At 72.5% G+C, this 26,480-nt stretch carries 20 protein-coding genes and 2 pseudogenes; 6 read left to right on the top strand and 16 right to left on the bottom strand.

Going from position 1 to position 26,480, the window contains the following annotated elements:
- Positions 1-867 carry a GDSL-type esterase/lipase family protein gene (locus ACN27G_RS17615; protein WP_421493892.1) on the top strand — a complete coding sequence of 289 codons (867 nt, stop codon included), beginning with the start codon at positions 1-3 and terminating at the stop codon, positions 865-867.
- Here ACN27G_RS17615 and ACN27G_RS17620 read toward each other — a convergent pair.
- The 6 genes from ACN27G_RS17620 to urtA form a co-directional block, all read right to left on the bottom strand.
- Positions 843-3,089 carry a hypothetical protein gene (locus ACN27G_RS17620; protein WP_421493893.1) on the bottom strand — a complete coding sequence of 749 codons (2,247 nt, stop codon included), beginning with the start codon at positions 3,087-3,089 and terminating at the stop codon, positions 843-845. The two genes, ACN27G_RS17615 and ACN27G_RS17620, sit on opposite strands and share 25 nt — an antisense overlap.
- A 98-nt stretch (positions 3,090-3,187) precedes the next feature.
- Positions 3,188-3,883: an urea ABC transporter ATP-binding subunit UrtE gene (gene urtE / locus ACN27G_RS17625; RefSeq protein ID WP_421493894.1), complete on the bottom strand. Its 696-nt coding sequence runs from the start codon at positions 3,881-3,883 to the stop codon at positions 3,188-3,190.
- Positions 3,883-4,650: an urea ABC transporter ATP-binding protein UrtD gene (urtD, locus tag ACN27G_RS17630; protein ID WP_421493895.1), complete on the bottom strand. Its 768-nt coding sequence runs from the start codon at positions 4,648-4,650 to the stop codon at positions 3,883-3,885. Before urtD ends, urtE begins: the two co-directional genes overlap by 1 nt.
- The gene (gene urtC / locus ACN27G_RS17635; protein ID WP_421493896.1) at positions 4,647-5,975 is read right to left on the bottom strand and encodes an urea ABC transporter permease subunit UrtC; all 1,329 of its coding nucleotides are present in this window, start codon (positions 5,973-5,975) and stop codon (positions 4,647-4,649) included. The genes urtD and urtC overlap by 4 nt, the downstream gene beginning before the upstream one ends.
- Positions 5,972-6,853, bottom strand: a complete 882-nt coding sequence (gene urtB / locus ACN27G_RS17640) for an urea ABC transporter permease subunit UrtB (RefSeq protein ID WP_421493897.1) — start codon at positions 6,851-6,853, stop codon at positions 5,972-5,974. The genes urtC and urtB overlap by 4 nt, the downstream gene beginning before the upstream one ends.
- A gap of 77 nt (positions 6,854-6,930) precedes the next feature.
- Positions 6,931-8,154 (bottom strand): urea ABC transporter substrate-binding protein, encoded by a 1,224-nt coding sequence (gene urtA / locus ACN27G_RS17645; protein ID WP_421493898.1) that lies wholly within the window; start codon positions 8,152-8,154, stop codon positions 6,931-6,933.
- A 192-nt stretch (positions 8,155-8,346) separates the two neighbouring features.
- Between urtA and ACN27G_RS17650 the strand changes: the two are divergent.
- The 3 genes and pseudogenes from ACN27G_RS17650 to ACN27G_RS17660 form a co-directional block, all read left to right on the top strand.
- A pseudogene (locus ACN27G_RS17650) lies at positions 8,347-8,856 on the top strand (PadR family transcriptional regulator); the annotation flags it as partial.
- Positions 8,857-8,981: 125 nt separating this feature from the next.
- Positions 8,982-9,704 (top strand): ABC transporter ATP-binding protein, encoded by a 723-nt coding sequence (locus ACN27G_RS17655; RefSeq protein WP_421493899.1) that lies wholly within the window; start codon positions 8,982-8,984, stop codon positions 9,702-9,704.
- A complete protein-coding gene (locus tag ACN27G_RS17660) occupies positions 9,701-12,055 on the top strand; it encodes an FtsX-like permease family protein (protein WP_421493900.1) in 2,355 nt (784 codons plus the stop codon). Before ACN27G_RS17655 ends, ACN27G_RS17660 begins: the two co-directional genes overlap by 4 nt.
- A gap of 136 nt (positions 12,056-12,191) precedes the next feature.
- Here the strand turns inward: ACN27G_RS17660 and hisS are convergent, their stop codons facing one another.
- Together hisS and ACN27G_RS17670 are read right to left on the bottom strand one after the other, a co-directional pair.
- Positions 12,192-13,538, bottom strand: a complete 1,347-nt coding sequence (gene hisS, locus ACN27G_RS17665) for a histidine--tRNA ligase (protein ID WP_421493901.1) — start codon at positions 13,536-13,538, stop codon at positions 12,192-12,194.
- Between the two features lie 40 nt (positions 13,539-13,578).
- Positions 13,579-14,331, bottom strand: coding sequence for an MBL fold metallo-hydrolase (locus ACN27G_RS17670; RefSeq protein WP_421493902.1), 753 nt, complete (start codon positions 14,329-14,331; stop codon positions 13,579-13,581).
- A 348-nt stretch (positions 14,332-14,679) separates the two neighbouring features.
- Here ACN27G_RS17670 and ACN27G_RS17675 point away from each other — a divergent pair, with 348 nt between their 5' ends.
- Positions 14,680-15,639 (top strand): peptidylprolyl isomerase, encoded by a 960-nt coding sequence (locus ACN27G_RS17675; RefSeq protein ID WP_421493903.1) that lies wholly within the window; start codon positions 14,680-14,682, stop codon positions 15,637-15,639.
- 98 nt (positions 15,640-15,737) lie between these two features.
- Complete coding sequence (locus tag ACN27G_RS17680) at positions 15,738-16,565, top strand: peptidylprolyl isomerase (RefSeq protein ID WP_421493904.1); 828 nt, start codon at positions 15,738-15,740, stop codon at positions 16,563-16,565.
- 90 nt (positions 16,566-16,655) lie between these two features.
- Here the strand turns inward: ACN27G_RS17680 and ACN27G_RS17685 are convergent, their stop codons facing one another.
- From ACN27G_RS17685 to ruvC, 8 genes and pseudogenes are all read right to left on the bottom strand, one after another.
- Complete coding sequence (locus tag ACN27G_RS17685) at positions 16,656-19,064, bottom strand: RelA/SpoT family protein (RefSeq protein ID WP_421497357.1); 2,409 nt, start codon at positions 19,062-19,064, stop codon at positions 16,656-16,658.
- Positions 19,065-19,620: 556 nt separating this feature from the next.
- Positions 19,621-20,184 (bottom strand): adenine phosphoribosyltransferase, encoded by a 564-nt coding sequence (locus ACN27G_RS17690; protein WP_421493905.1) that lies wholly within the window; start codon positions 20,182-20,184, stop codon positions 19,621-19,623.
- An 82-nt stretch (positions 20,185-20,266) separates the two neighbouring features.
- Positions 20,267-21,487: a protein translocase subunit SecF gene (gene secF / locus ACN27G_RS17695; protein ID WP_421493906.1), complete on the bottom strand. Its 1,221-nt coding sequence runs from the start codon at positions 21,485-21,487 to the stop codon at positions 20,267-20,269.
- A 1-nt stretch (position 21,488) separates the two neighbouring features.
- Positions 21,489-23,390, bottom strand: a complete 1,902-nt coding sequence (secD, locus tag ACN27G_RS17700; protein ID WP_421493907.1) for a protein translocase subunit SecD — start codon at positions 23,388-23,390, stop codon at positions 21,489-21,491.
- A 156-nt stretch (positions 23,391-23,546) separates the two neighbouring features.
- A complete protein-coding gene (gene yajC, locus ACN27G_RS17705; protein ID WP_421493908.1) occupies positions 23,547-23,840 on the bottom strand; it encodes a preprotein translocase subunit YajC in 294 nt (97 codons plus the stop codon).
- A 181-nt stretch (positions 23,841-24,021) separates the two neighbouring features.
- Positions 24,022-25,089: a Holliday junction branch migration DNA helicase RuvB gene (ruvB, locus tag ACN27G_RS17710; protein WP_421493909.1), complete on the bottom strand. Its 1,068-nt coding sequence runs from the start codon at positions 25,087-25,089 to the stop codon at positions 24,022-24,024.
- Positions 25,086-25,688, bottom strand: a complete 603-nt coding sequence (gene ruvA / locus ACN27G_RS17715) for a Holliday junction branch migration protein RuvA (protein WP_421493910.1) — start codon at positions 25,686-25,688, stop codon at positions 25,086-25,088. The genes ruvB and ruvA overlap by 4 nt, the downstream gene beginning before the upstream one ends.
- A 71-nt stretch (positions 25,689-25,759) precedes the next feature.
- Positions 25,760-26,290: pseudogene (gene ruvC / locus ACN27G_RS17720) on the bottom strand (crossover junction endodeoxyribonuclease RuvC); the annotation flags it as partial.
- Positions 26,291-26,480 lie beyond the last annotated feature (190 nt).

A 26,480-nucleotide genomic window follows, 5' to 3' on the forward strand; every position in this document is an offset into this window, starting at 1 on the left:
ATGTCCGCTACCCGCCGCACCCCCACCGACGCCCTCGCCACCCTCCTCACCGCCGCCGTCCTCACCGCCGCGATCCTCGTCACCTCGATCGGACTCGTCGCCACCCCCGCACACGCCGACCCCGGCCCACCGCCCGCCTCGATGGCCAGCCTGGGTGACTCGATCACCCGGGGCTTCAACGCCTGCGGCTGGTACGTCGACTGCCCGTCCCGCTCGTTCAGCACCGGCGACGACGCCGAGGTGAACAGCCACTACCTGCGCATCCGTACGGCGAATCCGGCGATCAGCGGGCGCAACCACAACGACGGACGCTCCGGCGCCACGTCCGCGGACATGGCCGGTCAGGCCGGCACCGCCGTCTCACAGGGCGTCGGCTACGTGACGATGCTGATCGGCGCCAACGACGCCTGCACCAGCTCCGAGTCGGGCATGACGCCGGTGAGCACGTTCCGGAGCAACATCGACGCCGCGCTCAACCGGCTGCGCTCCGGGCTGCCGGAGGCCCGGGTGTTCGTGATCAGCGTGCCCGACATCCAGCGGCTCTGGTCGGTCGGGCGGGGCAACCTCGCCGCCCGGGCGGCGTGGTCGCTCTTCGGGATCTGCCAGTCCATGCTGGCCAACCCGACCTCCAACGCCCAGGCCGACGTCGACCGGCGCAGCCGGGTACGCCAGCGGGTGGTCGACTACAACACGCAGCTCGCCCAGGCCTGCGCCGCGTACGGGTCGAACTGCCTCTTCGACGGCAACACCGTCTTCAGCTATCCGTTCACGCTGGGCCAGCTCTCCGGCTGGGACTACTTCCACCCGAACGCCGCCGGGCAGCGGGTGCTGGCCGGGATCTCCTACGACGCCGGCTTCGGCTGGTAACCGCCGCCGCCCGGCGTGAACCGCGGGAGCCTGCCGGGAGATCGGGTCGGGTCCGGCGGAGGCCGGTAGCCGAGCAGACCGTCTCCGACCGCCACGGCCAGCAGCTCCGGCAGCGCCACGAGGTCCGTCACCGGGGCGCCCAGGTCGATCGTCTGGCCGGGTGTCCCGGGGTGCCCGAGGGGCTGCCACCGCAGCACGCTCCCGTCGGCCGCCACCAGCCAGCTGGTCCGGCCGGCGGTGACGACGGCGAGCGAGCGCACCGGGCCGGTGGCGGTCAGCACCACGGCCGGCTCCGGCAGCAGCTCGTCGAGCGGCCGATCGGCCTGACCGGGGCGGGCTCCGGCGCGCCGCGAACGGAGCAGGTCGGTCACGTCGACGGAGCGGACCTGCCCGTTGCGGCCCGCCCCGAACACCAGCCCACGCCCCTCGACCGTCGCGGCCAGCACGGCGTACGCGGCACCGCCGTGCCCGTCCAGCACCCGCCATCCGGGCGCTTCCCGGTCGTCGAGTTCCCAGAGCCGGACGGCGTCGTCGTCGGCGGCGGTCAGCCCGACCGGCACGCCCACCAGCTCGCCGGTCGACACCGCCCGGATCGGAGCCGGGTGCCCGGTCGCCGGGCCGTCCGGTCGGCCGGTCGCGGGGTCCACCCGGAACAGCGTCGTCCCGGCCGCCACCAGCAACACCTGGCGGCCCGAGGCCAGCCCCGAGGCGGCGTGCACGGTCGCGCCGACCGGCTTGTTCTCGCCTCTGCGGAACCACACCGGCACCGCGCCGACCGGCACCGCACCGATCCGCTTCCCGCTGGTCGGATCCCAGAGCGCCAGGTGCTCCGCTTCGGAGGCGGCCAGCAACGGTGCGGTCCCCGCCACCAGCGCCGCACCGTCGGGGACCCCGTCGAGAGGCAGCCCGACCTCGACCCCGGTCACCGGATCGAACCCGCGCACCGGCCCGGCGACCGGGCCGGCGAACCCACGCACCGATCCGGCGACCGAGCCGGTGAACCCACGCACCGGCCCGGCCAACGGTCCGGCCAGCCCGCGCACCGGCCCGGCGAGCAGCACCGGCCCGGTGGGCGGTCCGGCGACGGCGAGGCGCCCGGTCGGCCCGGCGACAGCGGACGGACCTGCCTGGTCGGCGCCTCCGGCATCCGGTGCGGCCGGGTACGTCACCGGCGCCGGGTCGGGCCGGAACGGGTAGGGCCGCTCGGGATCCCAGACCCAGACCAGGCCCGCCCCGTCCCCGGTGGCCAGCATCGGCCGGCCGGCGATCTCGACCGCGATCGTCCGGGTCGGCGCCGCCTCGTACGGGTAGCGGAACGCCGCCAGTTGCCGCCCGCTCTCCGGCGTCCACGCCCGCACTGTCGCGTCGTCACCGCTCCAGAGCACCGGCCGGTCGTCGAGCCAGCCCTGCACGACGGAGTTGACCTCGCCGGTGTGCGCGACGAACGGTGGACCGAGCGGTTGCCCGTCGACCGGATCCCAGGCCCGGGCCACCCGTCCGGCGGCGCCGAGCAGGATCGGTCGGCCCCGCCAGACCGCAAAGTCGACCGCCGTGACCAGACCGGAGACCTCGAAGGCGGGCTCGCCGAGCGGCTCGGCCCGGATCTCGTCGCCCTCCGCCCACTCCAGTCGCCAGAGCGGAAGCCGCCCGCCGCTGGTGCCGACCGCCAGCACGGCGCTCTCCCCCACCCCGGTCGCGGCCAGCACGCTGATCCGCTCGCCGCCGGTACGCAGCGTGCGCAGTCGTACGCCCGACTCGATGTCGAGCGACCAGATCTCCAGGTGCGGCGACCCGCCGGTCAGCACCGCCAGCGGGCGGCCGGCCAGCATGACGGTGGCCAGCGATCGTACGTCGCCGCACCACTGTCGCCACCGGGACCGTCCACTGTCGAGGTCGCTGACCTGGAGGTAGCCCGCTCCGGCCCCCGAGACGATCAACTGCTCGCCGTCGATCCGGGTGATCGCGGAGACCCGCGCGTGCGCCCGGTCGTCCACGGCGCCGGCCAGGTCGCCGCCGAGCAGGTCGAGCACCACCCGAGCCCCGGCATAGCTGGTGACCAGCGCGCGCGGCCGGCCGGTCCGGTCGTCGGTGAAGCCGGTCAACGCGGTGACCCAGGCCGGCACGGGCTGGTAGGGGCCGGGCCGCGCCGACAGCGGTCGTGGTTGCCGACCGGCGGGGCTCCAGGTCCAGAGCGGCCGGCCGGTCCAGGCCGGGTCGACCATTCACCGGAGTGTAGTGCGGGGCCGCGCCCGGCCCCGCCAGCGCGAAAGGAGCGGCATACCGGACACGCGATCCGCCGGCTGTCCCGCGCCCCGCCCGACTACACCGAGAGGAGCGAGTGGACCGACGGATCGCGCAGGTCGGCCCGGTCACCGGCCCGGACCACCTCCCCCGCGTCCAGGATCACGAACTGGTCGGCGAGCCGGAGCGCCAGCTCCAGGTACTGCTCGACCAGCAGGATGGCGAGCCCGAGTTCCTTGTGCAGCCGCTGGATCGCCTCCTCGATCTCCAGGATGATCGACGGCTGGATGCCCTCGGTCGGCTCGTCCAGCAGCAGCATCTTCGGACGGCTGACCAGGGCGCGGGCGATGGCGAGCTGCTGTTGCTGGCCGCCGGAGAGGAAGCCGGCCCGGCGTCCGCGCAGTGCCGGCAGCGCCGGGAACAGGTCGAACGCCTCGTCCACCGCGCCCCGGCTGACCTCGCCGGCCGCCTCCGCCGCCACCTGGAGGTTCTCCCCGACGGTGAGCTGCGGAAAGGTCTCGTGACCGGGCGGCACGTAGCCGAGCCCGCGACGCACCCGCTCGTGCGTCTTCAGCCCGGTGATCTCCTCCCCGGCGAAGTGGATCCGGCCGGCCCGGACCGGCAGGACGCCCATGATCGCCTTCAGCAGGGTCGTCTTGCCCACCCCGTTGCGCCCCATCACGCAGACCAGGGAGCCGGCCGGTGCCGACAGGTCCACCCCGAAGAGCACCTGCGCCCGCCCGTACGCCACGTCCAGGCCCTGCACGCTCAGCATCACGACGCCTCCTTGACCAGGTCGGCACTCTCCTTGCGGGTCCGGCCGAGATAGACCTCCTGCACCCGGGGATCGGCCTGCACCTGGGCCACCGTCCCCTCGCAGAGCAGCCGTCCCTCGTGCAGCACCGTGACGGTGCTGGCGAACCGGCGCAGGAAGTCCATGTCGTGCTCGACCACCACCACGGTGTGCTCCCGGGCCACCTGCCGGAGCAGCTCGCCGGTCCGGGCCCGCTCGTCCCGGCTCATCCCGGCGACCGGCTCGTCAAGCAACAGCAGGCTGGGTCGCTGGGCGAGCAGCATCCCGATCTCCAGCCACTGCCGCTGCCCGTGCGAGAGGACTCCCGCCGGGCGGTTGGCCAGCTCGGCCAGGCCGGTGGTGTCCAGCGCCTGCGCCACCTGGTCGGCGACCCCCCGCCGCCGGCGCAACAGCGCGCCGAGCGGCCGCCGGAACGTCGCCGCGAGATCCAGGTTCTCCAGGACGGTCAACTGCTCGAAGACCACCGAGGTCTGGAAGGTACGGCCGATGCCGAGCCGGACGATCTGGTGTTCCCGCCGGCCGACGATCTCCTCGCCGGCGAACCGCACCGAGCCGGAGGCCGGTCTGGTCAGGCCGGTGATCACGTCGATCAGGGTGGTCTTGCCGGCCCCGTTCGGCCCGATCAGGAAGCGCAGCTCCCCGGCGCCGACGGTGAGGTCGAGGTCGGTGATCGCCCGGAAGCCGGAGAAGACCACGTTGAGCCCGCGCACCTGCACCAGCTCGGTCATGCCGACTCCTCCCCCCGCTTGGCGGCCACCGCCGGCACCCCCGGCCCGGCCCGCTCCACCGGATCGGGGGCGTCCACCGGTTCCGTGACGTCCACCGGATCGGGGGCGTCCACCGGTTCCGTGACGTCCACCGGATCGGGGTCGTCCGCCGGGCCGACGCGGTCGACGGAGCCGTCCGGTACCGGCGTACCCGGTGGGGTCGTCGCCGTGGCCGCAACCGGCGCGGTCCGGCGGCGCCGGTGCGCGATCGCGGCCCGGGCGTCGGCGGCGAGCCCGGCGAGGCCGCGCGGCGCCCAGATCATCACCACCACGAACATCGCGCCCTGGAGGTAGATCCAGTTGTCCGCCGACTCCTCGCTGAAGATCGTTTTGGCGTAGTTGACCAGCAGCGCCCCGCCGACCGCCCCGGCCAGCGAGAACCGGCCGCCGATCGCCACCCCGATCAGCAGCTCCAGCGAGGCGACGATGCCCAGGTTGGCCGGGCTGAGCAGGCCGACCATCGGCACGAAGAGGGCACCGGCGACCCCGGCCATCCCGGCCGAGACGGCGAAGGCGATGGTCTTCACCAGGGCCGGCTCGTAGCCGAGGAAGCGCACCCGGTCCTCGCCGTCGCGGACGGCGACCAGCAACTGCCCGAAGCGGCTGCGGCTCAGCTGCCAGGCGAGCAGGAACATCACCCCGAGCACGACGACCACGACCAGATAGAGGATGCGCTTGTCGCCCGGCTGGTAGAGGTCGAGGCCGTAGAACATCTGGAAGTTGGTCAGCCCGTTGGTGCCACCCGTCAGCCCCTGCTGGCCGACGAGCAGGATCACGAAGGCGGCGGCCAGCGCCTGGGAGAGCACCGCGAAGTACGCACCCCGGACCCGCTGCCGGAAGACCAGCAGGCCGAGCAGGACGGCGACGGTGACCGGCAGCACCACCACCATGGCGAGCGCGAAGACCGGGTTGGCGAAGGGCCGCCAGAGCGCCGGCAGGCTCTCCACCCCGCTCCAGACCATGAAGTCCGGCAGCCCGCCGGGACCCGCCTCGCGGAGCTTGAGGTGCATCCCCATGGCGTAGCCGCCGAGGCCGAAGAAGACGCCCTGGCCGAGGGTGAGCATGCCGCCCCGCCCCCAGGCCAGGCCGATTCCGACCGCGACGATGGCGTAGCAGAGGTACTTGCCGAGCAGGTCCAGCCGGAACGGCGAGAGCACCGCCGGTGCGACCAGGAGCAGCAGCAGGCCGGCCCCGACGAAGAGCGCCGGCCCGGCCAACCGCCGCCGTGACGTGCCGGCCATGGCGCGCGCCGGCCGCCCGTTCCCGGTGGCGACGGCCCCGGTCATGACAGCGCCCGGCTGCGGACGACGAACATCCCCTGCGGACGGAGCTGGAGGAACGCGATGATCACGGCGAACACCACCACCTTGGCGAAACTGGCCCCGTTGTCGACCCAGAATTCGACGAAGCTGTTCAGGATGCCGAGGGCGAAGGCGGCGATGACCGCGCCCCGGAGCTGGCCGAGTCCGCCGGCGACGACGACCAGGAACGCGTCCACGATGTAGTTGGTGCCGAGGGTCGGCCCGACCGGGCCGATCAGGGTGAGCGCCACCCCGGCCACCCCGGCCAGGCCGGATCCGATGAAGAAGGTGAGCTGGTCGACCCGTTCGGTGGCCACCCCGCTGACCGCGGCGAGCTGCCGGTTCTGCATCACCGCGCGCATCCGGCGGCCGTGCCGCAGCCGGGTCAGGTAGAGCCAGATCGCCACCACGCAGCCGACCGCGAGCACCATGATGAAGACCCGGTTGTACGGCAGCCGCACGCCGCCGAGATCGAGTCCGCCCGTCAGCCAGCCCGGTGCGCGTACCTGCACGTTGGGCGCGCCGAAGATGTCCCGGGCGACCTGTTGCAGGATGAGGCTGATCCCCCAGGTGAGCAGCAGGGTGTCCAGCGGTCTTCCGTAGAAGTGCCGGATGGCCAGCCGTTCCAGGATCAGCCCCATCAGCCCGGCGACGCCGAACGCCACCGGCAGGGCGACCACCACCGACTGGGTACCGACCAACGGTTGCAGGAGGTAGGCGGTGTAGGCGCCGGCCATGATGAACTCGCCGTGGGCCATGTTGATCACGCCCATCTGGCCGAAGGTGAAGGTCAGACCGAGCGCGATCAGGAGCAGCACCGCTCCGATGCTCGCCCCGATCACGAGTTGGTTGAGTGTCGCCATGGCCGGCGCCTCCGTCCGGTTCGCGGCCGTCAGTCGGTCGTCAGTCGGTCCCGCTGGTCAGCTCAGGAGAGGTCAGCTCAGGAGAGACCGGCGGCCCACGGGTAGCCCTTCAGGTAGGGATCCGGCTTGATCGGCGCTCCCGAGTTCCAGACCTCCTTGATCTGGCCGTCCGGCTGCACCAGGCCGATCCGGGCGGTCTTGAAGACGTGCTGGTTCTCGCCGTCGATGGTGACGGTCCCCTCCGGGGCCTCCAGCGAGATGCCGCCCGCGGCCTTCTTCACCGCCTCCACCTCCACGCTGCCGGCCTTCTTGACCGCCTCGGCCCAGAGGTGGACGGCGTTGTAGCCGGCCTCCATCGGGTCGGAGGTGACCTTGTTGGCGCCGTACTTGGCCTTGAACGCCTGCACGAACGTGTCGTTCCGGGCGCCGGTGGTGGTCTGGTAGTAGTTCCAGGCGACCAGGTGGCCGGCGACGTTCTCCGGACCGATGCCGACGACCTCCTCCTCGGCGACGCTGACCGAGACGGTCGGCATCGCCTCGGCGGTGATGCCGCTGCTGCGGAGCTGCTTGAAGAAGGCGACGTTGCTGTCCCCGTTGAGGGTGTTGAAGACGGCGTCCGGCTTTGCCTGCTGGAGCTTGTTGACCACGGTGCTGTATTCCGTGTGTCCCAGCGGGGTGTACTCCTCGCCGAGCACCGTCATCCCGTTCGCCGCCGCGTACGCCTTGATGATCTTGTTTGCGGTACGCGGGAAGACGTAGTCGCTGCCGACCAGGAAGATGCTCTTCTTGCCCTGTTCCTTCAGGTAGTCCAGGCCGGGCACGATCTGCTGGTTGGTGGTCGCACCGGTGTAGAAGATGTACGGCGAGCTCTCCAGCCCCTCGTACTGGACCGGATACCAGAGCAGCGCCTTGTTGCGCTCGAAGACCGGCAGCATCGCCTTGCGGCTGGCCGAGGTCCAGCCGCCGAAGACGGTGGCGACCCGGTCCTGCGAGATGAGTTTCTGCGCCTTCTCGGCAAAGGTGGGCCAGTCCGAGGCGCCGTCCTCCACGACGGGCTCGATCTTCTTCCCGAGCACCCCGCCGGACGCGTTGATCTCTTCGATGGCGAGCAGCTCGGCATCCCGTACGGTCACTTCGCTGATCGCCATGGTGCCGCTCAACGAGTGCAGGATGCCGACCCTGATGGTGCTACCACTGCCAGCACCCGACGCCGTCGTCGGATCTTCGGCACAACCGCCGGCAGCGAGCAGCGTCGCCGCCGCAGCCAGCATGACCAGCCGTTTCCGTACGCCTCGTGGCATCCGCCGTACCCCTTTCGCCAAGGCTGCTGCGTAGTGCCACGAACCGTAGGAATGAAGGATTTCATGAATCTGAGTGCATCGATGTCTGCCGTGTTAAGGAACCCTCACAACGCAGTGGATCAACGAGGTTACGGAGAGAGTACCCACCCCCGCTATACACCCCGTGTATACGCATGATGTAGAGTCGCCCGCATGTCGATCGGACAGACTTTCCTGGGCCTGCTGGAGGCCAGCCCTCGGCACGGCTACGAACTGAAACGGGTCTACGACGAACGGTTCGGCCAGGGCCGCCCGCTGCACTACGGTCAGGTCTACTCGACGCTGGCCCGGCTGCTCCGCGGCGGCCTGGTCGAGGTCGACGGGGTCGAGCCGGGCGCCGGCCCGGAACGCAAGCGTTACGCGATCACCGCCGCCGGGGTCACCGACGTGCAACGGTGGCTGACGCAGCCGGAGAAGCCCGACACCTACCTGCAGAACACCCTCTACGCCAAGGTGGTGCTCGGGCTGCTCACCGGCCGCGACGCCGCCGACATCCTCGACGTGCAGCGCGCCGAGCACCTGCGGCTGATGCGCGAACTCACCCGGCGCAAGACCGACGGCGACCTCGCCGACCAGCTCATCTGCGACTTCGCCCTCTTCCACCTGGAGGCCGACCTGCGGTGGCTGGAGCTGACCGCCGCCCGGCTCGACCAGCTCGCCGCGACCCTGGGCGCCGCCCCGGCCGTCCGGCGAGCGGATCCCGCACCGGGCGGCGTGGCAGGCCCGGCACCGGGCGGGCACGTCGGTCCGGCACCGGGCGGGGAGCAGACCGGACGGGAGGTGCCGGCATGAGTGCCGAGGAGACGAGTGCCGGGGAGACGAGTGCCGGGGAGCAGCCGCTGCTCGCCGCGATCGACCTGCACAAGGCGTACGGGGCGACCCCGGCGCTGGAGGGGGCGAGCCTGGCGGTCCGGGCCGGCGAGATGGTGGCCGTGATGGGGCCCTCCGGCTCCGGCAAGTCGACCCTGCTGCACTGCCTGGCCGGGATCGTCCGGCCGGACGCCGGCCAGGTGCGCTACCGCGACCGGGTACTCTCCGCGATGTCCGACACCGAGCGCAGCGCGCTGCGCCGGGGCGACTTCGGTTTCGTCTTCCAGTTCGGTCAGCTCGTCCCCGAACTGACCTGCCTGGAAAATGTCGCGCTGCCGCTGCGGCTGGACGGGGTACGCCGCCGCGAGGCCGAGCGCCGGGCGGCGGAGTGGCTGGCCCGGCTGGAGGTCACCGACGTGGCCGGGCAGCGACCCGGCGAGATCTCCGGCGGGCAGGGGCAGCGGATCGCCGTCGCCCGCGCCCTGGTGACCGCGCCCCGGGTGATCTTCGCCGACGAGCCGACCGGGGCACTGGACTCGCTCAACGGCGAGCAGGTGATGACGCTGCTCGCCCAGGCCGCCCGGGACACCGGCGCGGCGGTGGTGCTGGTCACCCACGAGCCACGGGTCGCCGCGTACGCCGATCGCGAGGTGGTGGTGCGCGACGGCCGTACCCGCGAGACCGTGCTGGTGCCGCGATGAGCCGGCGGCGGGTTCCGGGCTGGACCGCCGACCTGGCCCTCGGTGCCCGGCTGGTCTTCGCCGGCGGGCGTAACGGACTGTTCCGGACCCTGATGACCGCGGTCGGGGTGGGGCTCGGCGTGGCCCTGCTGCTGACCACCACCGCGATCCCGGGCATGCTCGGTGCGCGGTCGGAGCGGACCTCCGCCCGCGACGACCAGTTCTACGGCGTCCCACAACCCCCGGCCGGCGACGGCACCCTGCTGGTGGCGGATGTCGACACCGTCTTCCGGGACGTGCCGATCCGGGGACGGCTGCTCCAGCCGGACGGGGCACACCCGCCGGTCCCGCCGGGACTGACCGCGCTTCCCCGCCCGGGTGAGCTGCTGGTCTCCCCGGCGCTGGCCCGGCTGCTCGACTCGCCCGAGGGCGCGCTGCTGCGCCCCCGGCTGGACCATCCGGTGGTCGGCACCATCGCCGACGCGGGCCTCGCCGGGCCGAACGAGTACGCCTTCTATCTCGGCGGCGAACGGCTCCGGCCCGGCGACGACGTGATGCGGATCGACCACTTCGGCAGCGAGGACGACCGGGAGGGACTCGACCCGGTACTCACGCTGCTGGTCCTGATCATTTTCGTGGTCCTGCTGCTGCCGATCGCGGTCTTCGTCGCCGCGGCGGTCCGGTTCGGCGGGGAGAGCCGGGACCGGCGGCTCGCCGCGCTCCGGCTGGTTGGCGCGGACACCGCGATGGCCCGGCGGATCGCGGCCGGCGAGGCGCTTGTCGGCGCCCTGCTCGGGCTGCTGGCCGGCGCGATCTTCTTCCTCTCCGGCCGGCAACTCGTCGAGCTGGTCACCGTCCGGCAGATCAGCGTCTTCGCCGGGGACGTCCGGCCCGTCCCGGTGCTCGTTGCGCTGATCGCCCTGGCGGTGCCGGTCACCGCGATCGCGGTGACCCAGCTCGCGCTCCGCCGGGTCGCCATCGAGCCGCTCGGCGTCGTACGCCGGGCGGCCACCCGGCGGCGCCGGCTCTGGTGGCGGCTGGCGCTGCCCGCCGCCGGTGCCGTGCTGCTCCTGCCGATGCTCGGCCGGATCGACCAGAGCGGCGGCACCTTCAACCAGGCCCAGGTGGTCGGCGGCGTGCTGCTGATACTCGTCGGGGTCACCGCGCTGCTGCCCTGGCTGGTCGAGGCGGTGGTCGGCCGGCTGGCCGGCGGCGCCGTGTCGTGGCAGCTCGCACTCCGCCGGCTGCAACTCGACGGCGAGTCCTCGGGCCGGATGGTCAGCGGGGTCGCGGTGGCCGTGGCCGGCGGGATCGCGTTGCAGATGCTCTTCGCCGGGATCCAGCACGACTACGTCCGGCTGACCGGGCAGGACCCGACCCGGGCGCAGGCGATGGTCGTCACGCCCCGGTCGCTGGACCCGGCCGGGGCCGGAGAGTTCGTCGACCGGTTCCGCTCGATCGACGGGGTCCGGACGGTCGTCGCCATCCTCGACACCTCGATGACGGCGGTCGACGCGCCGCGCGGGCCGGACGGCTACCGCCCGTCCACCCTGCTGCGGATCGGCGACTGCGCGGCCCTGCGCGAACTGGCCACCCTGGACCGGTGTGCCGACGGCGACGTCTTCGCCGCCCGCGACGAGGAGACGGCCGCCGCGGACCCGACGCCGCTGCCCCGGGCCGGCCAGCAGGTCGAGATCGGCGACGAGGCGGCCATGGCGGCCCGCTGGACGGTCCCGGGCGGGATCCGCCCGGTCACGGCCCGGCCGGATCCCGGCGGCAGCCTGATGACCGCTGTCCTCGCCACCCCGGGCGCGGTGGAGCTGAGCCGGCTCGACGGGCTGACCGCCCGCACCCGCATCTACCTCGGCCTGGACCCGACCCGGCCGGAGACGATCGAGCTGGTCCGCAACGCCGCGATCTCCCCCGGCACGCCCGGCGTACGGGTCCAGGAGCTCAGCGCGACCGAGGAGGTCGACCGGTTCGGCGAGATCCGACGCGGGCTCTACATCGGGGTGGTCGCCACCCTGCTGCTGCTCGGCGCGAGCCTGCTGGTCGGCATCCTCGAACAGTTGCGGGATCGCCGGCGCAGCCTCGCCGTACTGGTCGCCTTCGGCACCCGGCGCAGCACGCTGAGCTGGTCGGTGCTCTGGCAGACCGCCGTGCCGGTGCTGCTCGGGCTGGCCCTGGCGATCGTGCTCGGCGCGGCGCTCGGCGGCATCCTGCTGACCATGGTCCGCCAGACCGTACGCCTCGACTGGTCCAGCATCGGCATCATGTCCGGGCTGGCGACGGCGATGGTGCTGCTGGTGACGGCGGCGGGCCTGCCGGCACTCTGGCGGCTGCTGCGCCCGGGCGGCCTGCGCAGCGAGTGAGGATGCGACGCGTGCGGGGTCGGGCGCTCTGCCCCGACCCCGCACGCGCGGTCAGCCGGCGGTCGACCAGCGGTCAGCGCCGTCGGTCAGTCGCCGTCGGTCGGCGGTCAGCAGTCGGCCGCCAGCGGGTCGGCGGTCAGCCGACCGTCGGCCAGCGGTCGGCGGCCGGCGGCTGCCAGACGTCCGGCGCCGCCCCGACCTGGTCGCCGGAGCGGATGTCCTTCACCTCGTCACCGGCGCCGTCCGCGCCCGGGAACCAGACGTACGGGATGCCGCGCCGCTCGGCGTACCGGATCTGCCTGCCGAACTTCGCCGCCGACGGGGAGACCTCGGTCGGGATGCCCCGGCGGCGCAGCGCGTCGGCGATCCGGTTGCTCTCCGGGCGGCGCTCCTCGCTCGGCAGCGCCACCAGCACGCAGGTCGGCACGCTCCGGGAGATGGTCAGCGCCTCCGCGCCGAAGAGCAGCCCGAGCAGCCGGGTGACCCCGATCGAGATGCCGACGCCGGGGAACCGGGCGTTGGCGTCGCTGGCCAGGTTGTCGTAGCGCCCGCCGGAGCTGACCGAGCCGAACCGCTCGTAGCCGCGCAGCTCGGTCTCGTAGACCGTGCCGGTGTAGTAGTCGAGCCCCCGGGCGATCCGCAGGTCGGCCACGCAGAGCCCGGGGGCGTGCGCGACGGCGTTCTCCAGCACCGCGACCAGCTCGGCCAGCCCCTCGTCGAGGAGCGGGTCGCTGACCCCGAGCGCCCGGACCGCGTCGGCGAAGGACGGGTCGGGCGCGGCGATCTCGGCCAGCGCCAGGCACGCCTTGGCCTGTGCGTCGGTCGCCCCGGCGGTCTCGGCCAGCAGCGCCGCCACACCGTCCGGCCCGATCCGGTCCAGCCGGTCCACCGCGCGCAGCGCCGCCAGCGGGTCGGCCAGCCCGATCCCCCGGTAGAAGCCCTCCAGCAGCTTGCGGTTGTTGACCTGGATCCGGATCGGCAGCCGCCCGTCGGTGCTGCCGAGCGGCAGCCCGCCGAGGGCGTCGCCGATCACCAGCGGGATCTCGGCCTCGTGGTGCGGCGGCAGGGTGTCCCGGTCCACGATGTCGATGTCGGCCTGGAGGAACTCGCGGTAGCGCCCCTCCTGCGGGCGTTCACCCCGCCAGACCTTCTGGATCTGGTAGCGCCGGAACGGGAACTGCAACCGGCCGGCGTTCTCCAGCACGTAGCGGGCGAACGGCACGGTCAGGTCGAAGTGCAGCCCGAGGCTCCCCTCGCCGGCCGGGGCGGCTCCCTCCTCCTGGAGGCGGCTGATCAGATAGACCTCCTTGGAGGTCTCGCCCTTGCGGAGGAGCTGGTCCAGCGGCTCGACGGCGCGGGTCTCCAGCGGCGCGAAGCCGTACAGCTCGAAGGTGCGGCGGATCCGGTCGAGGACGTACTGCTCGATCATCCGCTGCGGCGGCGCCCACTCCGGAAAGCCGGAGATCGGTGTTGGCTTGCTCATGACGCTCCTGTCGGATCTCGCGCGGGTGCGCGAGCGGGGATTACCAGCCCCGGGTGGGCGCGGCCCGCGGCCCGTCGAGGCCGGCGACCTCGATCAGGTACGGGTTGCTCGCCCGCTCGCGGCCGATGCTGGTCGCGGGGCCGTGGCCGGGCAGCACGACGGTGTCGTCGGCGAGCGGGAGGATCTTCTCCCGCAGGCTCGTCACCATGGTCGGCAGGCTGCCGCCCGGCAGGTCGGTGCGGCCGATCGACCCGGCGAAGAGCACGTCGCCCGCCAGGCAGATCTGCTCCGCCGCCCACTCCACGCCGGGCGGAAGGGGCAGCTCGGACCGGACGGCCGGGCCCACGCCCGGCAGCCGGAACAGCACCGACCCGCCGGTATGGCCCGGCGCGTGGTCGACGGTGATCTCCAACCCGGCCAGGGCCAGGGTCGCGCCGTCGGTCAGCTCGGCCACGTCCTCCGGCTCGGCGTAGGGCAGCCGACCGCCGAAGAGCTGGGTCAGGTCCATCGAGAGCGCCTTGGCCGGGTCGGCGAGGAGTTCGCGGTCACCCGGATGCACGTACGCGGGAATCCCCCGGGCGCCGCAGACCGGCGCGACCGAGAAGGTGTGGTCGAGATGACCATGGGTCAGCAGCACGGCCGCCGGCCGCAGCCGGTGCTCGGCGAGCAGGGCGTCGAGCCGGTCCAGCACCCCGATGCCGGGGTCGACGACGACACACTGTTCCCCGGGGGCGGTGGCCAGCACATAGCAGTTGGTGCCGAACGCGTCCGCGGGAAAACCGGCGACGAGCACGTCCGCTCCCTTCCGTCCGCCGTCTGAGTAGCGGGTTGTCCCTCTGGTGTCAATCGCACATTGACTCTGGGGTCAATCACACTCTGGCCCCACCATATCGGGCGCCCCGCGCGGCCGGCCTCCGCCATACACCCGCCCCGACCGACACCGGAAGACACAGTGATAATCTCCGATTGCTTCCGGGTGACCTCGTACAACACATTCCCAGCCGGTACCCGTACACTCTGGCGGGCGTGTGGCGTGGCGCACTTGACGCCGGAGCGGCCCTCCGTGCCGTCGGCTGGACGTCCACCGGCACGGCACGCAGGGGCAGGACGACGACCAGGGGCAGACGAAAGGGGAGCGCGGGTGGCTTCCAGCAGGGACCGGCAGCGCAAACTCGCGCGGGCCAAGCTCGACCGGCAGATGGCCCGGCGGGCGGCCTCCGCCCGGCGCAAGCGGCAGATCCGGGCCGGCATCGGCTCCGCCGTCGCGCTGCTGCTGATCGTGCTGGGCTCCTTCTGGGCGCTCGGCGGCTTCGACCGCGATCCGGCCGACGACAGCGCCGCCCCGGACACCTGCGCCTGGACCAGCCAGGACGCCCAGGCGAACACGAACCTGAAGGATGTCGGCACCCCGCCCACCGGCGACGTGCCCACCGAGGGCACCCGGCCGATGACGATCACGACGAACCAGGGTGCCCCGATCACCGTCGAGCTGAACCTGTCGAGCGCGCCCTGCGCGGCGGCGAGCTTCACCCACCTCGCCGGGCAGTCGTTCTTCGACAACACCACGTGCCACGAGCTGACCACCGAGGGAGCGCTGCGCTGCGGCGACCCGAGCGGGACCGGGCAGGGCGGGCCGACGTACACCTTCTTCAGTGAGAACGTCCCGGACGCCCCGGCGGCGAGCCCGACCCCGGACCCCTCCGCCAGCGCCAGTCCGGGCGCGGACCCCTCGGCCAGCGCCGGCCCCTCCGCCAGCGCGAGCCCGTCCGCCGACCCGCCGGCCGGGCCGGCCTATCCCGTCGGCACCGTCGCGATGACGGGGAACCCGCCGGGCGCCAACGGCAGCCAGTTCCTGATCTTCTACAAGGATTTCAGCCCCGCCCAGCCCAGCTATCCCATCGTGGGCCGGGTGACCGCCGGACTCGACGTGGTCGAGAAGATCGGCGCCATGGAAACCGTGGACAATGGTTCCGGCGTCAAAATCAAGCCGAAGACCGACGTGGTGATCCAGAGCCTCACGGTCGGTGAGCCGGAGCTGCTGCCACCCCCGGCGACCCCGACCGCGCCGCCGGCCAGCCCGACGGTCGCCGGCCAGCCCTGACAACCCCGGACAACCCCGAGAACGCAGAGACACCAGCACAGAGACACCAGCCCAGCCGCGGACCCGGCCGCGCTGCACATAGTCCAGGAGGAGCCACCGTGACGTCCACCAGAGAGCGGCAGCGCGCCGCGGCGCGGGCCAAGCTGGAACGGGAGATGGCCGAGCGCGCCGCCGCCGCCCGCAAGCGCCGGCAACTGCAGGCGAGCATCGGCGCCGGCGTGGCGTTGCTGCTGGTGGTCGCCGGCACGGTGTGGCTGGTGGTGAGCCTGGGCGACGACACCGAGAGCTCGACCGAGGCCGGCGCCGCCAGCTGCACCTGGACCGACATCCCCGCCGAGCAGCGCAACGAGGCGACCAAGGACGTCGGCGTGCCGCCGACCTCGGTGAAGAACACCGGCAGCCAGACGATGACGATCGACACCAACCTCGGCCCGATCACCGCCAAGGTCAACCTGTCGGACGTGCCCTGCACCGCCGCCAGCTTCACCCACCTGGCCGAGAAGAACTTCTTCGACAACACCAAGTGCCACCGCCTGGTCACCGAGGGCATCCAGGTGCTGCAGTGCGGTGACCCGAGCGTCACCGGCGACACGTGGAAGGAAACCGACGGCACGGGCGGGCCGGCGTACCGCTTCGCCGAGGAGAACCTGCCGACGGAGAAGCGCCCGCCGTACCCGGCCGGGGTGATCGCGATGGCCAACTCCGGCCAGCCGGCCAGCACCGGGAGCCAGTTCTTCATCGTCTACGGCGACTCGCAGCTCCCCGCCTCCTACACCGTGCTCGGCACCGTCACCGGCGGGCTGGACCTGGTCACCCAGGTCGGTGCGGCCGGCGACGACGGCGCCTTCGCGCAGCAGGCCGGCGGTGGCCACCCGAAGAAGGAAGTTGTGATCAAGTCGCTGACCATGAGCGAACCGGTCGGCTGACCCTCGTACGACGGCGGCGGCGCGCCACCCCCGGGAGGGGTTGGCGCGCCGTTTGCACTGCGCCGTCAGGCGCCCGTTTGCGCTGCGCCGTCAGGCGCCCGAGGTCACCCGGTACGCGTCGAAGACGCCGTCCACCTTGCGGACCGCCGCGAGCAGGTGCCCGAGGTGCTTGGGGTCGGCCATCTCGAAGCTGAACCGGCTGACCGCCACCCGGTCCCGGGTGGTGGTGACCGTGGCGGAGAGGATGTTGACCCGCTCGTCGGAGAGCACCCGGGTCACGTCGGCGAGCAGCTTGTGCCGGTCGAGCGCCTCCACCTGGATCGCGACCAGGAAGGTCGAGGCGGAGGTGAGCCGCCAGCTCACCTCGACGACCCGCTCGGTCTGCGCCTTGAGATCCTCGGCGTTCGCGCAGTCGTCCCGGTGCACGCTCACCCCGCCGGAGCGGGTCACGAAGCCGAAGACGGTGTCCGGCGGCACCGGGGTGCAGCAGCGGGCGAGCTTGATCCAGACGTCGCTGACGCCCCGGACCACCACGCCCGGGTCGTTGCTGTTGCCCCGGCGCTGCGGGCGGGTCGCGACGGCGGTCTCGGCGAGGTCCTCCGCGGCACCCTCCTCGCCGCCGTAGCCGGCCATCAGCTTCTGCACCACGGACTGGGCGGAGACCTGGCTGTCGCCGACCGCCGCGTAGAGCGAGGCGACGTCGGCCAGGTGCAGGTCGCGGGCGATGGTCATCAGGTTGTCCGTGCTCAGCATCCGCTGCAACGGCATACCCTGCTTGCGCATCGCCTTGACGATCGCGTCCTTGCCGGCCTCGATCGCCTCCTCGCGCCGCTCCTTGTTGAAATATTGTCGGATCTTCGTCCGCGCCCGAGGGCTCTTGACGAAGCCCAGCCAGTCCTGGGTCGGACCGGCCGTGTCGGACTTGGAGGTGAAGATCTCGATCACGTCGCCGTTGGAGAGCGTCGACTCCAGCGGCACCAGCTTGCCGTTCACCCGCGCGCCGATGCACTTGTGCCCGACCTCGGTGTGCACCGCGTACGCGAAGTCCACCGGGGTGGAGGCGGTCGGCAACGGGATCACGTCGCCCTTGGGCGTGAAGACGTAGACCTCCTGGCTGGAGAGGTCGAAGCGGAGCGCGTCGAGGAACTCGCTCGGGTCGGCCGCCTCCCGCTGCCAGTCCAGCAACTGCCGCAGCCAGGTCATCTCGTCGATGTGTGCCGGCGGCCCGACGACCGTCTCGCCCTTCTTCTCCTTGTACTTCCAGTGCGCGGCGATGCCGAACTCGGCGGTGCGGTGCATCGCGTACGTCCGGATCTGCATCTCGACCGGCTTGCCGGAAGGTCCGATCACCGTGGTGTGCAGCGACTGGTACATGTTGAACTTCGGCATCGCGATGTAGTCCTTGAACCGGCCCGGCACGGGCTGCCAGTTCGCGTGGATCACACCGAGGGCCGCGTAGCAGTCCCGCACCGTGTCGACCAGGATCCGCACGCCGACCAGGTCGTAGATGTCGTTGAAGTCCCGACCCCGGACGATCATCTTCTGGTAGATCGAGTAGAGGTGCTTGGGCCGGCCCGTGGTCTCCGCCTTGATCTTGGCGGCCCGCAGGTCGTGCTGCACCTTCTCGGTCACCTGCCGCAGCAGCGCCTCACGCTGCGGCTGGTGCTCGCCGATCAGCCGGTTGATCTCCTCGTAGCGCTTGGGGAAGAGGTTGGCGAAGGCCAGGTCCTCCAGCTCCCACTTGATGGTGTTCATACCGAGCCGGTGCGCCAACGGCGCCAGGATCTCCAGCGTCTCCTTGGCCTTCTGCTCCCGCTTCGGTGCGGGCAGGAAGGTCAGGGTACGCATGTTGTGCAGCCGGTCGGCCAGCTTGATGACCAGCACCCGGGGGTCCTTGGCCATGGCCACGACCATCTTGCGGATCGTCTCCGCCTTGGCGGCGTCGCCCAGCTTGACCTTGTCCAGCTTGGTGACGCCGTCCACCAGCAGGGCGACCTCGGCGCCGAAGTCGGCACGCATCTGGTCGAGCCCGTAGTCGGTGTCCTCGATGGTGTCGTGCAGCAGCGCGGCGACCAGCGTGGTGGTGTCCATGCCCAGGTTGGCCAGGATGGTGGCGACCGCCAGCGGGTGCGTGATGTAGGGGTCGCCGGATTTCCGGTATTGCCCCGAGTGCCACCGGGCGGCCGTGTCGAAGGCACGCTGCAACAGCCGCGCATCCGCCTTGGGGTGGGATGCCCGGTGCGTCGCGATCAGCGGCTCCAGCACCTCGCTCACCTGCGGAGTCTGCCAGGGCGCGTTGAACCGGGCCAGCCGGGCCCGGACCCGGCGCCCGGTCGGCGCGTTGGCCAGGGCGAAGCTGGTCGCCGGCGGCTGCGAGGCGTCGCTCGCCATCCCGGCGAACTCGGCGACGGCACCCGGTCCGCCCGCCGCACCCGAGGCAGCGCCCGCACCTCCCGGCCCGCGAGCCGATCCGTTGCCGCCCGTCGGAACAGCCGGCAGGACACCGTTGCCGCCCGTCGGAACAGCCGGGGGGACACCGTTGCCGCCGGCCGCGGACGCGGCAGCGCCGCCGAGCGGGCCGGACGCGGCAGCGCCGCCGAGCGGGCCGGACGCGGCAGCGCCGCCGAGCGGGCCGGAGGTGGTGTCGGCGGACGCGATATCGGCGGACGCGGCGTCTCCTCCAGCGACGGCCGGAGCGCGTTCCGTTGCGGCAGCAGTCGGCGTCGCCGGCCCCGCGACCGCGCCGGACCCGCCGGCCGGAGGTTGGGCACCACCGGCGCTGACCGCGACGTCGGCAGGGGTATCAGCCTTGTTGCTGGGATGCACCATGCCCTCCGCCGGAGGGGCGACATCGTGAGACACCGGCCTCCTCAACACCTCGCCGGGAATTAGCCGACCGTAGCCGGTCGACCCCGTCTCGCGCCAGTTCCGGGCTTGTCGACCCGGCCCGCCACGAAGGGCAATCGTACCCGCACCGCCGACCCGGTGCCGGTCCTCCGGCGGGTACGGCTGGCCTCGGCCGGGACGGCGGGAAACCACGCGGGGACGGCGGGAACTAAACGGTCAACAGGGCATGGACCGGTCGAGGCGCGAGCCGGTCCCGGCCGTTCAGGAAGCTGAGTTCCAGCAGCACGCTGAAGCCGGCGACCGTGCCACCGGCCCGCTCGACGAGATCGAGGGTGGCCTGCGCCGTCCCGCCGGTGGCGAGGACGTCGTCCACCACGAGGACGCGGTGCCCGGCCGTGAAGGCGTCCTGGTGCACCTCCAGGGTCGCCTCGCCGTACTCCAGGGCGTACGAGGCGGCGTACGCCGCCCGGGGCAGCTTGCCGGCCTTGCGGACCGGCACCACCCCGGCCCCGGTGGCGTACGCGATGGCGGCCGCCACCACGAAGCCGCGCGCCTCGATCCCGACCACCACGTCGAAGGAGTCCCGGCCGTGGTGGTCGACGATCCCGTCGATGACGGACCGGAACACCGCACCGTCGGCGAAGAGCGGCATCAGGTCCTTGAACACGATGCCCGGTTTCGGGAAGTCGGGAACGTCCAGCACCCGGCTGGCCACCAACTGGGCGGTGGCCGGGCCACTGTCGCCGCGTACCTCGGTCGGGGTCTCCGTCACACTGTGTCCTTTCCCGCACAGAGGCGCCCGACGCACCGCGCGTGGCGGCTCGTCGGGCGCCTCTGGTCCGTCTCCGTCCCGCTCAGCGCCGCTTGCCACCGGGCCGGTTGCCACCGGAGCGACCGCCCCGGGCGCCCCCGGAGCGCTTGCCCGACGGCCGCGACCCGACCTTCGGCGCGGCGCCCGCCAGGGCGCTCGCACCGCCCGTCGGCACCGGGGCCTCCTCGGCCGCCGACTCCTCCGCCGGTGCCGGGCCGGCCTGCCGGGCCTGGCCGGGCTGCCGGGCCGGGCGGCGCACCGCCGAGCCGTCCCGGCCACCGGCCCGCCGGGCCAGCACCCGCTGGGTGTGCTGGCGGATCCGTGGCTCCCGCTCCTTGAACGTCACCAGCAGTGGGGTGGCGAAGAAGAGCGAGGAGAAGAACGCCGTACCCATACCGACGAAGAGCACCAGACCGAGGTCCTTCAGGGTGCCGGCGCCGAGCAGCCCGGCGCCGATGAAGAGCAGCCCGCCCACGGGCAGCAGGGCGACGATCGAGGTGTTGATCGACCGCATCAGGGTCTGGTTCAGCGCCAGGTTGGCCGCCTCGGCGTAGGTCTGGCTGCTGCCAGCGGTGATGCCCCGGGTGTTCTCCTGGATCTTGTCGAAGACCACGACGGTGTCGTAGAGGGCGAAACCGAGGATGGTCAGGAAGCCGACCACCGTCGACGGGGTCACCTCGAAGCCGACCGCCGAGTAGATCCCGGCGGTGAGCAGCAGGTCGAGGGCGAGACCGGAGACGGCGGCGAGCGCCATCCGCAGCTCGAACCGGAGCACCAGGTAGCCGGTGACCAGCACCAGGAAGATCACCAGACCGATGAGCGCCCGCTCGGTGATCTGGGCACCCCAGGCGGCACTGACCCGGTTGTCGCTGATCTCGTCGGGCTGGATGCCGAGCTCGTTGGCGACCTCGGTGCGGACGTCGGTGGCCTGCTGCTGCTCCAGCGGCGAGGTCCGGAACAGGTAGGTGGCGTCGCCGACCTGCTGGGCGGAGACCACCTCCGCCGGCCCCTCCGGCGTCGACTCGTCGGCGAGCGCGGTGTGCATCGCCTCCTCGGCCCGCTGCATGGTGCCGACGCTGGTCGGCACCTGGAACTCGTTGCCGCCCCGGAACTCGATCCCCAGGGTGAAGCCCTGGATGACGAAGCTCAGCACGGTCAGCAGGACCAGACCGCCGGAGATGAGGAACCAGAGTTTCCGGCGGGGGACGATCTGCAGACCGGCTTCGCCGCGGTACAGGCGGCCGGCAAGACCACTCCTGCTCATCTCATGCCTCCTTCACACGGGTCTTGCCGGTCGTCGGCGCGTCGTCTTCGTCCCGGGACTCCAGCGCCCGACCGAGCCCGCTGACCCGCGGCGACAGGAACGCCGGGGTGCGCGCGAACATCGTCATGATCGGATGCCGGAAGAGGAAGACGACCACCAGGTCGAGGACGGTGGCCAGGCCCAGCGCGAAGGCGAAGCCCTGCACCGTGCCGACCGAGACGAGATAGAGCACCACGGCGGCCATGATCGAGATGGCGTTCGCCGAGATGATCGTCCGGCGGGCCCGGGCCCAGGCACGAGGTACCGCGCTGCGCGGGGTGCGCCCCTCCCGGATCTCGTCCTTCAGGCGTTCGAAATAGATGACGAACGAGTCGGCGGCGACACCCAACGAGACGATGAAGCCGGCGATCCCGGCCAGGGTCAGGGTGAAGCCGATCTGCCGGCCGAGCAGCACCAGCGCACCGAAGACCAGCACGGCCGAGAGAACCAGGCTCAGGAAGATCACCGAGCCGAGCAGCCGGTAGTAGAAGAACGCGTAGATGATCACCAGCAGCATGCCGATACCGGCGGCGAGCAGGCCCGCCCGCAGCTGCTCGGTGCCGAGCGTGGCGGTGATGTTCTGCGCCTCCTGCGGCTCGAAGGTCAGCGGCAGGGCGCCGTAGCGGAGCTGGCTGGCCAGCTCGTTGGCGGAAGCCTGGGTGAAGCTGCCGGTGATCTGCGAGTCGCCGGTCAGCACGCCCTGGATCTCGGGCGAGGAGATGATCTGGTTGTCCAGCACCACGGCCACCCGGCACCGGCCCTCGTCGCCCAGGGCCGCCTGGTCGCACTGGCTGTCGGTGTTGTTGTACGCCTCACGGGTCAGGTTGGTCCACTTGCTCTGACCGTCGCCGGTGAAGTCCAGGCTGACCACCCACTGGCTGGTGGTCTGGTCCATCACCCCGCTGGCGTCGTCGACGTCGGTCCCCTCCACCTTGGCCACGTCGAGCAGGTTCTTCAGCTGGCCGCCCTCACAGGCCACCACCTGCTGCGACGAGTCCTTGATCGAGCCCGGCGGACGCTGGTCGAGCTTCTCGCAGGTGATGGTCGGCACGTAGAACTGGATGTTCGCCGGCAGGACCCGGACCTCCTGCGGGGTCAGCGAGGCGAAGGGCTCCAGCTTCTCGGCCAGCGCCGGGTCGGCGCTGTAGTCCGCCGGCGCCTGGAGCGCGCTCGCGGCGGCCCAGGCCTCCGGGCCCACCTTCTGCTCCACCGCCGCCCGCAGGGCCTCCAGGCTCTGGTCGGCCGGAGCGGCGCCGGGAGTGGCACTCGGCGCCGGGGAGGCGCCGGTCGCACTCGGCGTCGGCGTGGGAGCCGGCGCACCGCCGCCCTGGCCGCCGCCGCTGCCGGGCGACGAGGTCACCCCCGGCGAGGGGTTGGCGCTGGCGGAAGGGTCGGGACTGCCGGACGGGGCAGGGCTGCCCGACGGGGTGGCCCCGGGCGGCGGCTGGGTGTTGACCGGGCCGCCGCCGTCGGCGGTCTTGAGCACCTTGCGGAAGCGCAGCTCGGCCGGGGTGCCGACGTCGTTGAGATCGGCGTTCTGCCCCGGCACGGAGATCACGATGTTCCGGTTGCCCTCGGTGACCACCTCGGCCTCGGCGACACCCCGGCCGTCCACCCGGGCCTGGATGATCTGCCGGGCCTCCTCCAGCGAGCTGGCCGGCGGCACCTCGCCCGCCTCGGTCGCCGCTTCCAGGGTCATCCGGGTGCCGCCGATGAGATCCAGGCCCAGCTTCGGCTCGAGCCGGTCGGACCAGCTTCCCTTGGCCCCGGCGGCGAAGAACACCAGAAGATAGAGGACGGTGAAGATCAACCCGAGTACGGCCAACTGCCGCCCGGGTCGCATCTGTCCCTGAGGTGGTGCCACGGCTTTCCTGTCTCCCTGCGCGGTTCGGCCGCTAGTGGTGGGCGGCGGGTCGGGCGCCGGCGGAGTCCGGCGACATGCGTACCGCACCGGTGGGGGTTCCACCGGCTCGTCGATCTATTATGTTCGATGCCAACCCGGGCCCCACGGGCGGGTCGGTCACTCCTTGGCGTCGGCCTCTTCCGGCACGGACTCGATGCGCTCCGCGGTCTTGACGACCCGGGCGATCGCCGGTCGCGCGTACCGGGTCTGCACGCCGGGCGCCACCTCGAGCATGACGGTCTCGTCGTCCACGCCGGTGACGGTGCCGTAGAGCCCGCCGATGGTGACCACCTCGTCGCCCGCACCGATGGCGGCCTGCATCTGCTCGGCGTCGCGGCGCCGCTTCTGCTGCGGCCGGATCATCATGAAATACATGACGGCGAAGAGCAGGACAATCATGAGGATCGGCATGAAGCTGCTGGCTCCGCCACCGCCGCCCGTTGCTGCCAAAGGCACTGTTACGACCTTCCGATCGGCCTCGTCACGGCAGGTGATCGCCGGAGCGGAGGCAGGAACTCACGTCCTGTACAAACGCGGCGAGTCTAGTCGCTGCACCTGAGAATCACCGAATGAGGTACGGATCACGAACGGGTCACACATCCGGCGATCCCGCGGAGAAGAGGTCGGGCGACTGCGACCCACCCGCGCCAAATGTACCATTAGGTGGCGTACGTCCCAGATGTTGCCAGGCGGCCTCGGTGGCCACCCGCCCCCGGGGCGTACGGGCGAGCAGCCCGGCCCGGACCAGGAACGGCTCGCAGACCTCCTCGACCGTGTCCGGCTGCTCCCCCACCGCCACCGCCAGGGTCGACAACCCCACCGGCCCGCCCCGGAACGAGTCGACCAGGGCGGTCAGCACCGCCCGGTCCAGCCGGTCCAGGCCCAGCTCGTCCACGTCGTAGACCCGCAGCGCCGCCCGGGCGGTCTCCCGGGTCACCCTGCCGTCCACCCGCACCTCGGCGTAGTCCCGCACCCGACGCAGCAGCCGGTTGGCGATCCGGGGCGTGCCCCGGGACCGGCCGGCGATCTCCGCCGAGCCCTCCTCGCTGATCGGCACCCCGAGGATCCGCGCCGAGCGTTGCAGCAGCACGTCCAGCTCGGCCGGGGAATAGAAGTCCAGGTGCGCCACGAAGCCGAACCGGTCCCGCATCGGGCCGGTGAGCAGCCCGGACCGGGTGGTCGCGCCGACCAGGGTGAAGGGCTCCACGTCCAGCGGGATCGCCGTGGCGCCCGGCCCCTTTCCCACCACCACGTCGACCCGGAAGTCCTCCATCGCGCTGTAGAGCAGCTCCTCCGCCGGCCGGGCGATCCGGTGGATCTCGTCGATGAAGAGCACGTCGCCCTCGGCCAGGCTGGTCAGGATCGCGGCGAGGTCGCCGGAGCGCTCGATCGCCGGGCCGCTGGTCACCCGGATGCCCGCACCCAGCTCGGCGGCGACGATGTTCGCCAGGGTCGTCTTGCCGAGGCCCGGCGGGCCGGAGAGCAGGATGTGGTCCGGCGGGGCACCCCGGCCCATCGCGCCGCGCAGCAGCAGGTCGAGCTGGTCGCGAACCCGGTGCTGGGCGATGAAGTCGGCGAGCCGCTTCGGGCGTACGGTCACCTCCGCGTCCCGCTCGGCGTCGCTGGCGTACGCCGAGACCAGCCCCTCGTGCTCGGTCACCGGGTCCTGCCCAGCAGCCGGATCGCCTGCTTGAGCAGCACCGGCACCGGCGGGACCTCATCGTCGACGGTCTCGGCGACCGCCGCCACCGCCTGCTCGGCCTGGGCCGCCGTCCAGCCCAGCCCGGTCAGGGCCTGCCGCACCTGCTCCGGCCAGGCGCCCCCGGTCACCCCGGCCGCGCCGTCCGGGCCGACCGGCACCGCACCGATCCGGTCACGCAGCTCCAGCACCAGCCGCTCGGCGCCCTTCTTGCCGATCCCCGGCACCCGGGTCAGGGTGCCGGTGTCGCCGCTCGCGATCGCCTTGCGCACCACGTCCGGCGAATGCACCGCGAGAACCGCCTGGGCGAGCCGGGGACCGACCCCGCTGGCGGTCTGCAGCAGCTCGAAGAGCTGCTTGGCGTCGTCGTCGGCGAAGCCGTAGAGGGTCAGCGAGTCCTCCCGGACGACCAGGCTGGTGGCGAGCCGGGCCGGCGCACCGACCCGCAGCCCGGCCAGGGTGCCCGGCGCGCAGTGCACGGCCAGCCCGACCCCGCCGACCTCGATCACCGCGCTCTCCGGGGAGAGCCCGGCGACCACACCCCGGACACTGGCGATCATCCCGTACCTCCCTGTCGCTCCGACCCCGGCCGACCGGCCCGGCGGGCGCCGTCGGGCCGGGCCACCGGCGGCCGGCCCGCCGCCCGCTGCCGGACCGCGCCGGCCGCTGCCGCCGCCAGCCGGGCCCGGGTGCCGCCGCGCCAGATGTGGCAGATCGCCAGCGCGAGCGCGTCGGCGGCGTCCGCCGGCCGGGGCGGCTCGGCGAGCCGCAGCAGCCGGGTGACCATCGACATCATCTGCGCCTTGTCGGCCTGGCCGGAACCGGTGACCGCCGCCTTCACCTCGCTCGGCGTGTAGGTCTGGACCGGCAGCCCGGCCCGGGCCCCGGCCAGCACGGCGACCGCGCTCGCCTGTGCGGTGCCCATCACCGTCCGGACGTTGTGCTGGCTGAAGACCCGTTCCACCGCGACGCTGCGCGGCCGGTGCTCGGCGACCAGCCGGGTCAGCTCGGTGTCCAGGTGCAGCAGGCGCAGCGGCAGCTCGTCGGCGGGATCGGTGTAGATCACGTAGTAGGCGACCAGGGTGCAGGACCGGCCCGGCACCCCCTCGACCACGCCGACCCCGCACCGGGTCAGCCCCGGGTCGACGCCCAGCACCCGCACGCCGCCCCCTCCCCGTGCCGCAGCACGTACGTGTGTTCGACACCCTACTGGCCTGCCCCGACGCGGGAAACGCCGACACGCCCGCCGGCGATCATCCCCGGCGGTGACCGCCACCGCCGCCCGGCGTCGTCCCGGGAGCCGCGGAAGCGCCACATAGCCCGTCACCGGAGTATGTGGCCGGGAGCCATGT

This window comes from Plantactinospora sp. WMMB334, from assembly GCF_049179095.1.
Classification (GTDB): domain Bacteria; phylum Actinomycetota; class Actinomycetes; order Mycobacteriales; family Micromonosporaceae; genus Plantactinospora.